The following is a 14,700-nucleotide window of genomic DNA, read 5'->3' as shown; positions in this document are numbered from 1 at the left end:
TCCTGGGTGGCTCACGTCTCTCAGGTAGATGGAAGAGCGTCCGCAACGCCATCAGTTGCGGAACAGGTCCAGGATGCGGTTTCGCTCTTCGGTGGGCGGTGGCGCTTGTGGAGCCACAGCGGGTGATGCGGATCGGTCATCGAGACCCACACTTGGAATACCGCTGTTGCGCGCGTACTCGTCGTAGAACCATTCCCCGCCGACATTGACCACGCCAGCGGGCACTGTGGGCTCCATGACGGGGACACCCTTGAGTGCACGTTCCATGAAATTGATCCATACCGGCAGGCTGAGGCCGCCCCCTGTTTCGCGGCTTCCCAGGTTACGCGGCGTGTCGTAGCCAATCCAGGTCACTGCAGCGATCGTAGGTTGGTATCCGGCAAACCATGCGTCCACTGAATCGTTGGTGGTCCCGGTTTTTCCGTAGAGGTCTGGCCGCTTCAGAGTTGCTTGCGCCCGCGCTGCGGTACCGGAGCGCGTGACCTCTTGCAGCAAGCTGTTCATCACGAAGGCGTTGCGGGCATCAATGGCGCGCGGTTGTTCGCTGGTGACCGGCGGAGTCGTCTCAGAGATGACGCGACCCTTGTGGTCGGTGACCTTGGTGATCAGCCAGGGGTTCACGCGGTATCCGCCGTTGGCAAAGACGGAATAGGCCGTAGCCATTTGCAGGGGTGTGACGGAGCCCGCGCCCAACGCCATGGTGAGGTAGGCTGGGTGCTTTTCAGCATCGAAGCCAAAGCGGGATACCCACTCCTGCGCGGTCTTCGGCCCGACGGCCTGCAAGATGCGGATCGAGATCATGTTCTTGGACTTGGCCAGTCCCGTGCGCATGCTCATGGGGCCGTCGTACTTGCCATCGTAGTTCTTGGGCTCCCATGGTTGGCCACCGGTCACCCCTGCATCAAAGAACAGAGGGGCGTCGTTGATGACCGTTGCGGGCGTGAACCCTTTCTCCAGTGCCGCTGAGTAGATGAAGGGTTTGAAGCTCGACCCGGGTTGGCGCCATGCCTGTGCGGCGTGGTTGAACTTGTTCTTGTCGAAATCAAAGCCGCCCACCAGCGCCCGGATGGCTCCAGTGCGCGGGTCCAGTGCCACCAGGGCGCCTTCGACTTCGGGCAGCTGTGTAATTTCCCAGGCGTTCTTGGGTGTTTTCACCACCCGGATCACTGCTCCACGGCGGATCTTGATGTTGGGCGCGGCCTTGTCACTCAGGCCGGACTGTGCGGGCTTCAGTCCATCGCCGGTGATTTCCAGTGTGTCGCCGTTCGCGCGGGCTGCAACGATTTTGCGCGGCGAGGCCTCCAGAACCACTGCAGAAAGGACGTCGCCGTTGTCCGGGTGGTTGGCCAGCGCGTCGTCAATGGCGTCTTCCACCTCCTGGGCCGCCGTCGGCAAAACCACAAACTTTTCCGGTCCTCGGTACTGCTGGCGCCGCTCGTAGTCCATGATGCCTCGGCGCAGCGCCGCGTACGCAGCCTCTTGTTCCGCAGCGTTAAGTGTCGTGTAGACGTTGAGCCCGCGTGTGTAGGCCTCGTTGCCATACTGCGTGAAGATCAGCTGGCGCGCCATCTCGGCCACGTACTCTGCATGAATCCGGGTACTGTCCGGGCCGGTACGGATCTTGAGTTCTTCTTTCTTGGCATCTGTCGCCTGCTCGGCGGTGATGAAGCCGTTTTCCTCCATGCGCTCAATGATGTAAAGCTGCCTGGAGCGAGCCCGCTTGGGGTTGCTGATGGGGTTGTACGCAGAGGGCGCTTTGGGCAGACCTGCAAGCATGGCCGCCTCAGCCACGGACACCGATTTCAGGGGCTTGCCAAAATAGGCTTCTGACGCCGCAGCGAATCCATAGGCACGATTGCCCAAATAAATCTGATTCATGTAAATCTCAAGAATCTGATCTTTGGTCAGTAAATGCTCGAGTTTGAATGTCAGTAAGATTTCGTAAATTTTGCGTGTAAATGTTTTCTCTGACGAGAGGTAAACATTCCGCGCCACCTGCATTGTGATAGTAGAGGCGCCCTGGCTTTTTACCCGGCCAAGATTAGCCAAGGCTGCGCGAATTACGCCTTTGTAGTCAACGCCGCCATGCTGGAAGAAGCGGGCATCTTCAATGGCCAATACCGCGTCCTTCATGACTTTGGGGATTTCACCAATGGGGGTGAGGTTGCGGCGCTCCTCGCCGAATTCGCCCAGCAAAGCGCCTTCGGCTGAGTAAACGCGCAAAGGCAACTTGGGGCGATAGTCAGCGAGATCAGAGATGTCCGGCAGGTTCGGATAGGCCACCGCCAGCGCCACTGCAATGGTCAGAGCCAATCCCACGGCGGCGGCAGTCGCCAGGCCCACCATCCAAAGAGTGGCGCGCACCAGCCAACGGAGCCAAGTGGGGCGGGTGGGAGCGGAAGGAGAGTCCTGCTTGTCAGAGGACTTCGATGAAGAGGGCGGCATATCGCTCCGGAGGGGTAAGACGGCCCATTATAAAAATGTCCGCTGCACCCCACTGAAAATCACAATGCCCGGCCCGTGCCCGTCTGCCCAAAGGTGCGTCATCGTTGCCAAACGGTGTTGCAAGGGCGGCTAAATTCGTCTGCTTTTGGCAACGCTCCGCAAGTGTTACGCGGGGAAAAATCTTTGCTGGAGAACTATCTTACTGATAGCATTCATGTGAAGTGTTAAGTTTTGTTGCCTCATTTTGGCAAGTTACAGGGGACCAATCTTGAGCTCAATGGGGTCTTTGTTCAGTCGCCAGTCTCCGCCGCTGCTGGGAATCGACATCAGTTCCTCCAGTGTCAAACTGGTGGAGCTTGGGCGCGATAAGGCAGGCGGCTTGGTTCTGGAGCGTTGCGCGATCGAACCGCTGGAGCGTGGCTGGATCACGGATGGCAACATCGAAAAATTCGACGAAGTTGCGGACGCACTGCGCCGCCTGGTCAAAAAAAGTGGAACGCGCACGAAGAACGTCGCCTTGGCACTGCCGCCATCGGCCGTCATCACCAAGAAGATTACGCTGCCAGGGGGCATGACAGAACAAGAGCTTGAGGTTCAAGTCGAGTCGGAGGCCAATCAGTACATTCCTTTCTCGCTCGACGAAGTGAGTTTGGACTTCTGCGTCATCGGCCCCAGCAAAAATGCGCCGGGGGACGTCGATGTTCTCATTGCCGCATCTCGGCGAGAGAAGGTCCAAGACCGCCAAGGTTTGGCAGAGGCTGCAGGCCTCAAGCCGGTGGTGGTGGACATTGAATCCCATGCCTCCCGATTGGCTGCGGGGCGTCTCATTGAGGCCTTGCCCAAAAAAGGCGTCGACGCAATGGTTGCGCTTTTTGAGGTGGGAGCACTTACCACCAGCATGCAGGTTATCCGCAACGAAGAAGTTCTTTATGACCGGGACCAAGCTTTTGGAGGAGCGCAGCTGACACAATTGATCGTCCGTCAATACGGTTTCTCAGTGGAAGAGGCGGAAAGTAAAAAGCGAAATGGCGACCTCCCAGAAGACTACCAAGCGGCTGTGCTGCGGCCGTTTGTAGACAGCATGGCCCAGGAGATCGGCCGAGCTTTGCAGTTTTTCTTCACCAGTACACCCCATAACCGTGTTGATCACATCATGCTTGCAGGTGGCTCAGCGCCACTGCCAGGCCTGACAGAGGCTGTTACCCAGCAGACCGGCTTTGCGTGCAGCGCAGTCAATCCTTTTGACGGTATGGAAATCGGAAGTTCCGTTCGTTTGAAAAAAATGGTGCGTGAGGCGCCGTCCTATCTGACCTCGTGCGGTCTGGCCATGCGGAGGTTCCTGCAGTGATTCTGATCAATTTACTTCCGCACCGGGAAGCTGCGCGCAAACGTCGGAAGGAAGCCTTTCAGGCGACGATGTTTGCATCATTTCTGATTGGTCTGGCAATCGCTGGCGCCGTGTATTGGTGGTTTCAAATGATGATCACCGCCCAGCAAGAGCGAAATGCTTTTCTTCAGAGTGAAATTAAGGTCCTTGAAGAACAAATCAAGGAAATTGCCACCATAGAAGACGAAATTGCGGCTTTGCGGGCTAGGCAGAAGGCAGTGGAAGATCTTCAGTCAGATCGAAATCTCCCTGTTCACTTGCTCAATGAGCTTGTGCGTCAGATACCAGAAGGCGCCTATGTGACAAGCATTAAGCAAACCGAGCAAGTAATAGCTATGCAAGGGGTTGCCCAATCCAATGAGCGTGTTTCTGAAATGCTTCGCAATTTGACCGATAACACTCCTTGGCTGTCGAAGCCGGAGTTGGTGGAAATTGTTGCGAGCAATATTGCTTTGTCGTCCAAAGACCAGCGACGAGTGTCCACGTTCAATTTGCGCTTCCGTTTGATGCGTACGGGTGAAGCACAAAAAACCAAAGACTCGGCTAGCGCCGCGATTGGGAAATAAACATGGCAAAAAAATCAAAAAAAGATATTGATTTCTCTGCCTTGCAGGAGAATTTTTCTCGGCAGTTTCGGAATTTGGATCCCAAAGACCCCTCTTTGTGGCCCGTAGCTCCAAAGATTCTGCTATGTCTTTTTATTTCCATTGCGGTGGCTGCCGTCCTCTGGTTTGCCAAGATCAATGAGTATGAAGTCGAACTTGAAACAGAGATCGCTAAAGAACAAACCCTGCGTCAAGACTATCAAGCAAAATTGACTAAAGCTGTGAGTTTAGAAGCTTTAAAGCGTCAACGAGAACAGGTCCAGCAGTACGTTATTCAACTGGAAAAGCAACTGCCAAGCAAGGCCGAGATGGCAGCGTTGCTCTCTGATATCAATCAGGCGGGGCTTGGAAGAAGTTTACAGTTTGATTTGTTTCGACCAGGCCAAGTGGTGGTTAAAGAGTACTATGCAGAGTTGCCTATTCAAATTCGTGTGACTGGAAAATATCACGATATGGGATCGTTTGCATCTGATATCGCGCACCTGTCCCGAATTGTTACTTTAAACAATATTTCGATTGCCCCATTGGGGAAAGAGAAGGGTGGGGCTGCGTTAACTATGGAGGCCACAGCCCGTACGTTTAGGTACCTCGATTCTGAGGAAATTCAGGCTCAAAAGCAGGTGGCGAAGGGCGGCAAAAAATGACGTCACATAAACTGATTTCATTAATAGCGGTTGCTCTTGGCTTGTCCGGTTGCGTTTCTTCGGGTGATGACGAATTGCGTCAGTGGATGTCGGAGTTGCGGGCAACAACCAAACCCAAAGTAACCCCTTTGACTGAGCCCAAGCAATTTTTACCCCAAACCTATGCAATGGATTCAGGAGTCGAGCCGTTCAACTCTATAAAGTTAACACAGGCGTTGAGACGAGAGTCTACCCAGTCTGCCTCTAACGCTGCTTTAATTGCCCCAGAGATGGCCAGGCGAAAGGAGCCTCTGGAGTCTTATCCGCTGGATGTAATGGCGATGGTAGGCAGTCTTGATAAAAAGGGTGCGCCGACGGCTCTATTAAAAGTTGATAAGTTACTTTATCAAGTGCGAGTTGGGAGCTATATTGGCCAAAACTACGGGCGAATAACGAAAATTACTGAAAATTCGATTCAGTTGCGCGAAATTGTTCAAGATGCGACTGGTGATTGGATTGAACGTGCAGCCTCCCTCGATCTGCAAGAGGACAAGAAATGAAATATCTGAAAATTTATCCATCAAAGATTTGTCAAATTGCAGTGGGATTGACATTTGCTGTGTTGACACCCATCAGTGTGTTTGCGCAGGTTGTAGTTCAATCTGTAATGGGGAGCGTGCAAAACGGTGTAGATGTGGTCCGTATTGATTTTTCTGAACCACTGAAGTCTGTGCCAACAGGATTTTCCATCCAATCGCCTCCTCGCATTGCTTTGGACTTTCCTGATGCGTCCAATGCGACCGGAAAAAATGTTTTTGAAGTGAATCAGGGCAACGTTAAATCTGTCAATGTGGTGCAGGCCGGTGACCGCTCCCGCATTGTCCTGAATCTTAAGCAATCCACCTCCTATCAGGCTGAAATTCAAGGGAAATCACTGCTGATTTCTTTGGGAACGGTGCAGTCTGCCAATTCAGCAACTCAAGCGGTGTCAGCTCCAGCGTTTGCTGATCCTGCTAGTTCTGATATTCAGACACTGAAAGATGTTGACTTCAGACGAGGCGCGGATGGCTCTGGGCGTGTGGTGGTGATGCTTCCTTCAAGCCAAGTGGGTGTTGATATTCGTCAGCAGGGAAAAGGCTTGGTGGTGGATTTCCTAAAATCCTCATTGCCGGAAGGGCTGCGTCGGCGTTTGGATGTGGGTGATTTTGGCACGCCTGTGCAAGCTATTACCACCATTCAGCAAGGCGAGCGGGTTCGCATGACCATCGATCCTGTTGGTGATTGGGAGCATAGCGCGTATCAGAGTGATAGCCAGTTCGTAGTTGAAATCCGGCAAAAGAAGGTCGACCTGAATAAGCTAACACAAGGCCCTGGATATAGTGGGGAGAAGCTATCGCTGAATTTTCAGAATATTGAGGTTCGATCACTTCTACAAGTCATTGCTGATTTTACCAATTTCAATATTGTGACCTCGGATACGGTCACTGGTTCGCTGACATTGCGTCTCAAAGATGTGCCTTGGGATCAAGCGCTTCAAATCATAATGGAGGCCAAAGGCCTGGGAATGCGTAAATCTGGCACAGTTTTGTGGATTGCGCCTAAAGATGAAATTGATGACAGGACTAAGAAGGACTACGAGGCTGCGTTAGCTATTCAAAAACTGGAGCCGCTTCGGACGCAAGCGTTCCAAATGAATTATGCAAAAGCGGTTGATATGGTCGCTCAACTGACCGCCACAAGCGGTGGCACATCGGGGGGCACATCAAATAGATTCCTGTCGGAGCGAGGAAGCGCTATTGCGGAACCCCGAACCAATCAGCTTTTTGTGACTGACACGGCAAGTAAACTGGAAGAAGTGCGTCAGTTGCTCTCGACCTTGGATGTTGCTGTTCGGCAAGTGATGATTGAAGCGAGAATTGTTGAGGCATCCGATACGTTCGGGCGCTCTTTGGGCGTTCGGTTGGGTGGGACAGACTTGCGTGCTAATCGTGGTGGTACTGGTGGATACAACATCGGTGGTGGCAACAGCATGGCGTTTGGTACTAGTTATAGCAATGCAGTAGCTTCGTCTGGTGCTGGTGGCGCTACTAATACGCTGGGTAATTTTGTTAATCTTCCTGCGCAAGCCCAAGGTGGGTTCGATCCGGCTAGCTTTGCTATATCGATTTTCAACTCGGCAGCCAACAGATTTTTGAATCTAGAGATATCTGCGATGGAAGCAGACGGCAAAGGTAAGATTGTGTCCAGCCCCCGTGTTGTGACAGCTGATCAAACCAAAGCATCTATTGAGCAAGGAACTGAGTTTCCATATCCCGTAACGGCTCCAAATGGTGGAACGGTTATCGCGTTTAAGAAAGCAGTTTTGAAACTAGAGGTGCTGCCCCAAATAACACCAGAGGGTAATATCATTTTGGATCTTGATGTGAATAAAGATAGTCCAGGTGAAATTCTTCAGAATGTGCGAGCTATTAATACCAAGCATATTAAAACCCAGGTGTTGGTTGAAAATGGCGGTACGGTCGTAATTGGTGGGATTTTTGAATTGTTCGAGGATGATGCTGAGGCAAAGGTGCCATTTTTGGGCGACATTCCCGGTGTTGGTAATTTGTTTAAAACAAAAACAAAGCAGGCCAATAAGCAAGAAATGTTGATTTTCATTACACCGAAGGTTCTCACTGAGCGTGCTGCGGTTCGCTAATTTTTATATTGAATGGATGAGCAATGTTGAAAAATGCTAAATTTTTAACCCTTGCGTTAGCGGCAGTCTTGTCGGCATGTGGTGGTGGTGGTAGCGGTGGTTCGGGCGAGACCCAGGAAAATTACAGCATCACGCTCCGGGCTGAGAAGACACAATTGCCATTGAATATTGCAGGCGCTATGCCTGGCATCGGTGCATACCGGCCCTATACCACATCCCTATACGTGGAAGCTCGCAAGGGTAGTGTGCTGATACCTGGTGGAGAGGATATCTTTGGCTGTAATGTGGCTGGTGGGTTGGATTCTGGGTCGCTTTATTATTTGGATGGCGATCCAGAGCATGAAACGGAAGTGGATGATGGGAATGGTGGAAAAATAAAAATTCCGAATGCCTATCGAAATATCACGTTGGGTGCGAATTCTGGTGGAAACTCCTTTCACTTTCATGCTGGTGATCAGGCTGGAACCGCGCGTATTACATGCTCTGTGACTGATCCGCGTGACAATCAGCAAAAATCTGCCAGTGTGACGATTGCTGTGGGCGGTACTACCGGAAAGCCAGCTAGCGTGCGTATGGAAGCTCAGATTCCAGGTTATCTGGGTACCAAGAACAACGCTAACGGCCTTCTGAATCAGATGGGAATACAGGCGTTTGTGATGGATGATGCCAATCAGCCTACAGCAAGTGCCTCGGGGGCCAACATGCAGGTTCGCATTCTGTCAGGCACAGATGCAGCCCAGGGCGCGCGTTTGGTCTCTGGTGCTCAGAGTGGCAGCATTTTGCAACTGCCGTCCATCGGCGGTGTGGCAACGTTCTCTCTGCTTAGCAGCACTGAAACTGGTGCAATTTTCCTGGAGTTGACGGCGGATCGTTTTGACAACAATGTGAGCAACGGCATCATTGACCCGATCACATCGATTCAGCCAATTTCAGTGCTGGAGGCGCTGACGAGTGCGCCGACACTTGCCGATGTAGATTTGGGCACCGTAACCAAAGGAGTTCCATTTACGGCGTTGCTGACCGTCAGTGGGGGATTGCCGCCTTATGTTTGGTCGGCGACTGGATTGCCTGCCGGTTTGGCTATTGACGCCAGCACCGGTATGCTGAGTGGCACGGCTAGCACCAGTGCAGAAGAGCGTGATTACCGTGCCACAGTAACTGTGGTAGACAAGAACAAGCGGTCTGCAACGGCTGTTGTTAAACTGAAGTTGGTAAATGGGTTGCCGGAAGACTTTGCAATCGGCGATTGCAACTCGACCGCTGTTTGCTCGTTGGGAACAATTCCTGTTGGTAATAGTTTTACCTACTCGTTTGTTGCCTCGGTAAGCGATGTGACTTGGAGTTTCACCAGTCTGCCTTCTTGGCTGACCAGTGGCACGACCGGTGCTGCCGGGGTTCTCAATGGAACACCCAAGGTGGCTAACTGTGGCGAACAAAGATTCTTGGTGACTGCCACAAAGGGTGCGTCGAAGGTGACGCGGACGTTTAGCATCACAGTCGTGAGTGCTGGATCTGTTCCTCCCGGCGGGGACCCTGTCGACTACATCTGCCCATAGCCGAACAGTTGCATCTTGCTTAGAAGTGCGCCTGACAGTGCTTTGCTGCTAGGTGCCTTCGAATCTTAACCCCGGCTTGCCGGGGTTTTCTTATTGGGAAATGGTGTGTATGTCTATGCCCGTAGAGTCAATCAGGAACGGTGCAAAGGGTGTTGCTGCGCTAAATGCGTCGGGCCAATGCCTGCGTTCAAAGATTCGCTGGGCATTTAGCAGCTCTCGGCACTTCAAAAGAGTACTTAGGTATGGGGATAGGGGCATCCCCTCTAACAACCAAGCTGGCGACTAAGAATTTGCAGTCTGGCGTGGCTTGTGTCTCAACGGCTTAAGTCTCCAGCTTATTGGGCTGGCCGTTGAACCAAGGCAAAATTGGGTAAGCGCGGCGCACGCGCCGGTGCCTCTAGCGATTTAACCTGTAAGAATATTTCATGTCCCAGATTGATCAAGAAGTCTCCATTGAACTGGGTGAGCGTAGCTATCACATCCTCATTGGCGGTGGCCTTTTGGCTAATGCCGCTTCCTATGCCGACTTGCCCGGCGCAAGCAGGGCGCTGATTGTGAGTAATACCACGGTCGCACCCCTTTATGCAGCGGCTTTGCGTGCAGCGCTGGCGGGCCGGTATGCGCAGATTCATGAACTGCAGCTGCCAGATGGTGAGGAGTTCAAGAACTGGGAGACCCTGCAGCTGATTTTTGATGCGCTGCTGAGCAATGGTTGCGATCGCAAGACAACCATCTTTGCGCTGGGCGGCGGGGTCGTTGGTGACATGACGGGTTTTGGCGCAGCCAGCTACATGCGGGGTGTGCCTTTTGTGCAGGTGCCCACCACGCTGCTGGCCCAAGTGGACTCTTCGGTGGGCGGCAAAACGGCCATCAACCACCCTTTGGGCAAGAACATGATTGGCGCGTTCTACCAGCCGCAGTTGGTGGTGTGCGACCTTGCGGTGCTCGATACGTTGCCAGCGCGTGAGTTCAGTGCCGGTCTTGCAGAGGTCATCAAATACGGACCAATCTCGGACATGGCCTTCTTTGATTGGCTGGAACGGAATATGGATGCCCTGATCGCGCACGACCGCGACGCCCTGGCGCACGCTGTACGGCGCAGTTGCGAGATCAAGGCCTGGGTTGTCGGCCAGGATGAAAAAGAGACGGGCCTTCGTGCCATCCTCAACTTTGGCCATACCTTTGGGCACGCCATTGAGGCCGGCATGGGTTATGGCGTGTGGCTGCACGGTGAGGGCGTTGGCGCCGGCATGGTGATGGCGGCAGAGCTTTCTCGCAGGCTTGGCTTGGTGGACGGCGAGTTTGTGGCCCGCCTGAATCTGCTGATCCAGCGCGCGGGGTTGCCGACCAAGGGGCCCCTTCTGGACGCCGCAGACAATGCCGGCCGTTATTTGGAACTGATGCGCATCGATAAGAAATCCGAAGCCGGTGAGATCCGATTTGTCGTGATCGATGGCCCGGGCAAGGCGGCAGTGCGCGCTGCACCGGACAGCCTGGTGCGCGAAGTGATTGATGCCTGTTGTGCCTAGAAGGTGCTTGTCACCAATCGCTATAAATAGTATAGCTATTGCGCTTTATAGATAAGCGCTGGCGGCAATTTTGATTCCGATCTCTGACCTGGCCCCGTACGCCTGCCACCCTGCTGCGACCAGGGGGCGGCGCTACCCCGAAACACCGGCACCCACGCGGACCGAATACCAGCGTGATCGAGACCGGATCGTGCACTCCACTGCATTTCGGCGATTGGTCTACAAGACGCAGGTCTTTCTCAACCATGAAGGGGACCTGTTTCGCACACGCCTGACACACTCGCTGGAGGTCGCCCAATTGGGGCGGTCAATCGCTCGCTCACTGCGCATCAACGAAGACCTGGTGGAAGCGATCTCGTTGGCCCACGATCTTGGCCACACGCCGTTTGGACATGCCGGCCAGGATGCGCTGCATGGGTGCATGGCGGAGCACGGGGGCTTTGAGCACAACCTGCAGAGTTTGCGGGTGGTGGACAAGCTGGAGGAGCGTTATCCACAGTACGACGGACTGAACTTGACCTTCGAGACGCGTGAAGGCGTGCTCAAGCACTGTTCCAGGCAACACGCACAGCAGTTGGAGCGGGAAGAGCCCGGTGGCGTCGGTGCAAGGTTTTTGCGCCGGGAGCAGCCCAGCCTGGAGGCGCAGCTGTGCAACCTAGCCGATGAAATCGCCTACAACGCGCACGACATCGATGACGGCGTGCGCTCTGGGCTGATCACGCTGGCGCAATTGCAGGGCGTGCCCCTGTTCGACCAGTACCGCGCTGCGGCCCAGGCCGAGTACCCGGATCTTGTGCAGCCGCTCCTGCAGCGGCGCCTGTTGTTTGAAGCCATACGGCGCATGCTCAGCGCGCAGGTTTATGACGTGATTGATGCCACGCAGGCAGCGCTGGCCAGGCACGCGCCCACTGATGTGCAGGCTGTGCGCCAATCGCCGTCGCTCGTGATGTTTGGCGATGCCATGCGTGCGCGCTCGCTGGAACTCAAGCAGTTCCTCTTTAAAAACCTGTACCGCCATCCACGCGTCATGGAGACCACGGGACGTGCGCAGGAGGTCGTGCGCGACCTGTTTGGAGCGTACACGGCCTCCCCCCAAGAAATGAAGGCGGCGTTTGCCGAGCAGGCCTCTGTGGATTGCGGCCCGCTGCGGGCAAGGGCTGTGGCGGATTTCATTGCGGGCATGACAGACCGGTTTGCAGCGCGGGAGCATGAGCGCCTGACGGGACGGCGGCTTTTCGACTAGCGGCTGTGGGGGTGGGCAGGGCGCCCGGTAAAATCAACCCCGCACTTCTTCGCGCCCAGTGCGCCCGTTTCATGACTTCCTCCCGCCCCTTTACGGCCTCGGCGGCCTCTTCGGAGCCTGCCGATTTGTTCGTTCGCAACACCGTCCGTTGGCTGGAGCGAGCAGTGATCGGGCTCAACCTGTGCCCTTTTGCCAAGGGTGTTCATGTCAAAGGACAGATTCACTACGTGGTCGCGCTGACCGAAGACTTGACGGACGTGCTGGCTCTTCTGCGCAGTGAGCTGTCCGCCCTGGTGGCGACCCCTGCCGAAGCGCGGGACACCACCTTGCTGATACTCCCTCACTGCCTCCAGGATTTTCTTGATTTCAACGATTTTCTGGGAGATGCGGAGGCACTGCTGGAGGCCATGGAGCTCGACGGCACGCTGCAGATCGCGAGTTTTCACCCCCAGTTTCAGTTTGCGGGCACCGATGTGGATGACGTGACCAACTGCACCAACCGTTCGCCTTACCCCACACTGCATCTGCTGCGGGAGGAAAGCATCGACCGCGCCGTGGAGGTGTTTCCGGAGGCGGAAACAATTTTTGAGCGAAATATTGAGGTGCTGCAGGCATTGGGCATGCAGGGCTGGTCTGCGTTGGATGTGGGCCCCAGCGCCGGCACGCCATCGCTGCCGGAAGCGAATCAGGACGTTCGATGATGAGAAAGACCAAAGACCTCTCCGCAGCCCGCGCGCAGCAGCCGCAGGTTTCCCGCCCGAAGGCGGCCGCCTCCAAGGCGGAGTCTGCGGAGCTTTCCGAACTGCGGCCGGGCCAGTCGATAGAACTGCTCAAGGAACTGCACATCCTCACGCGCGATGGACGCCTGAATCAGGACTCGCGGCGCAAGCTCAAGCAGGTCTACCACCTGTTCAACTTCATCGAGCCGCTGTTCACAGAGCTTGCCACCACCGACCAGGGGCCGACGCTCGCAGACCATGGGGCGGGCAAGTCGTATCTGGGTTTTATCCTTTACGACCTGTACTTCAAGGCCCTGGGGCAAGGGCACATCTACGGGGTGGAAACGCGCGCCGAGTTGGTGGACAAATCCCGCCTGCTGGCGCAGAAGCTGGGCTTTGAACGCATGTCGTTCCTGAATGTGTCGGTGGCGGAATCCACCGGTGCAGATGAATTGCCAGCCAGGATCGATGTGGTCACCGCCCTGCATGCCTGTGACACCGCCACGGACGATGCCATTGCTTTCGGCCTGCAGAAACAGGCCCGGGCGATGGTGCTGGTGCCGTGCTGCCAGGCTGAGATGGCCGCCTGCCTGCGGCAGGGCAAGGCCTTGCAGCTGTCGCGCACGCCCTTGGCCGAGCTGTGGCGCCACCCGCTGCACACGCGCGAACTGGGCAGCCAGGTCACCAATGTGTTGCGCTGTCTGTACCTGGAGGCGAGTGGCTACCAGGTCACCGTGACGGAGCTGGTAGGCTGGGAGCACAGCATGAAGAATGAGCTGATCATTGCCCGCTATACGGGGCAGAAAAAGCGCAGCGCCTCGGAGCGCCTGCGCGCCATTCTGGAAGAGTTTGGCCTTGACAAGGCGCTGGGGGCTCGCTTTGGTCTGAAGCCGGAGGCTCGCGATACCCAGGTTGCCCTGGAATTGGTGCCGGACTGACGTCGCGCCGTACGTTGTTGCCGGGGTGAGAAGAAATCGGGGACGGATTTATGATCATCCTCCCCCTAGCTCCCATCCACATCCATGGCCCGCCTGCCGCGCCTGACCCTGCCGGGTCATCTGCACCACGTCATCCAGCGCGGAAACAACCGCCAAAGCATCTTCGCGGACCGCGAAGACTTCGAGACTATGCTTTCGCTGCTGGCAGACAATGCGCAGAAATTTGGTGTTGCTGTGCATGCCTATGTGCTGATGGACAACCACTTTCATCTGCTGGCCACGCCCACTACTGCTGACGGCCTTCCGCAGATGATGCAGGCGGTAGGGCGGCGCTACGTGCAGTATTTCAACCGGCGCCACGCCCGTACGGGCACCCTGTGGGAGGGGCGCTATCGTTCCACGGTGCTGCAGCCCGAGCGGTATCTCCTGCCTTGCATGATCTACCTTGATCTGAACCCGGTGCGGGCCGGGCAGGTGGCGCAGCCTGGCGACTACCCGTGGTCCAGCCATGCCCATTGGCTGGGACTGCGCCATGACCGTTTGCTCACACCGCATGCTTTGTACTGGGCGCTGGGCAACACGCCGTTTGCGCGCGAGGCGGCGTACGCCGCGCTGGCGCAGGCGGGCATCGGCTCGCAGGAGCAGACTGTGCTGACGTCATCCGCACTCAGTGGTTGGGCGCTGGGCGACGCAGAATTTGTTCAAGAGTTGCAAAAGCACACACCGCGCCGGGTAACCCAGGGTCAAGCCGGTAGGCCGGCGCTTCGCAAAAAGTCTGAATAAATATGGCATTAGCGCTTGCTGTTGTTGGTTTAATTGCTATTAAATTTGATATGTCCCTAATAAAAAATGAAATTCAATATTCATTCGTAAATTAAGAATCTGACCCTAATTAATTTTCTTGCCAAAAGATGTTGCAATGCACTAATCTTCCACTCCCTGCGAAAAATATAGGAG

At 55.1% G+C, this 14,700-nt stretch carries 12 protein-coding genes; 11 read left to right on the top strand and 1 reads right to left on the bottom strand.

Annotated elements, in window-relative coordinates:
• Positions 1–51: 51 nt before the first annotated feature.
• On the bottom strand, positions 52–2,445 hold the full coding sequence (locus tag C8C93_RS15300; RefSeq protein ID WP_055399278.1) for a penicillin-binding protein 1A: 2,394 nt from the start codon (positions 2,443–2,445) through the stop codon (positions 52–54).
• A gap of 268 nt (positions 2,446–2,713) precedes the next feature.
• Here C8C93_RS15300 and C8C93_RS15295 point away from each other — a divergent pair, with 268 nt between their 5' ends.
• The 11 genes from C8C93_RS15295 to C8C93_RS15245 all read left to right on the top strand — a co-directional run bounded on the left by C8C93_RS15295 (position 2,714) and on the right by C8C93_RS15245 (position 14,526).
• Entirely contained in the window at positions 2,714–3,793 is a 1,080-nt protein-coding gene (locus C8C93_RS15295) for a pilus assembly protein PilM (RefSeq protein WP_121422415.1), read from the top strand.
• Positions 3,790–4,398 carry a PilN domain-containing protein gene (locus tag C8C93_RS15290; protein WP_121507457.1) on the top strand — a complete coding sequence of 203 codons (609 nt, stop codon included), beginning with the start codon at positions 3,790–3,792 and terminating at the stop codon, positions 4,396–4,398. The genes C8C93_RS15295 and C8C93_RS15290 overlap by 4 nt, the downstream gene beginning before the upstream one ends.
• 2 nt (positions 4,399–4,400) lie before the next feature.
• Positions 4,401–5,081 (top strand): type 4a pilus biogenesis protein PilO, encoded by a 681-nt coding sequence (locus C8C93_RS15285; protein WP_121507456.1) that lies wholly within the window; start codon positions 4,401–4,403, stop codon positions 5,079–5,081.
• A complete protein-coding gene (locus C8C93_RS15280) occupies positions 5,078–5,620 on the top strand; it encodes a pilus assembly protein PilP (protein WP_121507455.1) in 543 nt (180 codons plus the stop codon). Before C8C93_RS15285 ends, C8C93_RS15280 begins: the two co-directional genes overlap by 4 nt.
• A complete protein-coding gene (gene pilQ, locus C8C93_RS15275; protein WP_121507454.1) occupies positions 5,617–7,758 on the top strand; it encodes a type IV pilus secretin PilQ in 2,142 nt (713 codons plus the stop codon). Before C8C93_RS15280 ends, pilQ begins: the two co-directional genes overlap by 4 nt.
• 23 nt (positions 7,759–7,781) lie before the next feature.
• Entirely contained in the window at positions 7,782–9,314 is a 1,533-nt protein-coding gene (locus tag C8C93_RS15270; RefSeq protein ID WP_121507453.1) for a putative Ig domain-containing protein, read from the top strand.
• 425 nt (positions 9,315–9,739) lie between these two features.
• A complete protein-coding gene (gene aroB, locus C8C93_RS15265; protein WP_121507452.1) occupies positions 9,740–10,843 on the top strand; it encodes a 3-dehydroquinate synthase in 1,104 nt (367 codons plus the stop codon).
• Positions 10,844–10,916: 73 nt separating this feature from the next.
• The gene (locus tag C8C93_RS15260) at positions 10,917–12,086 is read left to right on the top strand and encodes a deoxyguanosinetriphosphate triphosphohydrolase (protein ID WP_121508817.1); all 1,170 of its coding nucleotides are present in this window, start codon (positions 10,917–10,919) and stop codon (positions 12,084–12,086) included.
• A 71-nt stretch (positions 12,087–12,157) separates the two neighbouring features.
• Entirely contained in the window at positions 12,158–12,787 is a 630-nt protein-coding gene (locus C8C93_RS15255; RefSeq protein ID WP_121507451.1) for a DUF1415 domain-containing protein, read from the top strand.
• On the top strand, positions 12,787–13,743 hold the full coding sequence (locus C8C93_RS15250) for an SAM-dependent methyltransferase (RefSeq protein ID WP_121508816.1): 957 nt from the start codon (positions 12,787–12,789) through the stop codon (positions 13,741–13,743). The genes C8C93_RS15255 and C8C93_RS15250 overlap by 1 nt, the downstream gene beginning before the upstream one ends.
• A gap of 84 nt (positions 13,744–13,827) precedes the next feature.
• Entirely contained in the window at positions 13,828–14,526 is a 699-nt protein-coding gene (locus tag C8C93_RS15245) for a transposase (protein ID WP_121507450.1), read from the top strand.
• Positions 14,527–14,700 lie beyond the last annotated feature (174 nt).

This window comes from Acidovorax sp. 93 (genome assembly GCF_003633835.1).
Classification (GTDB): Bacteria; Pseudomonadota; Gammaproteobacteria; order Burkholderiales; family Burkholderiaceae_C; genus Acidovorax; species Acidovorax facilis.
The sequence above is the reverse complement of the archived record's forward strand: the minus strand, read 5'-3'. Positions and strand labels throughout refer to the sequence as shown.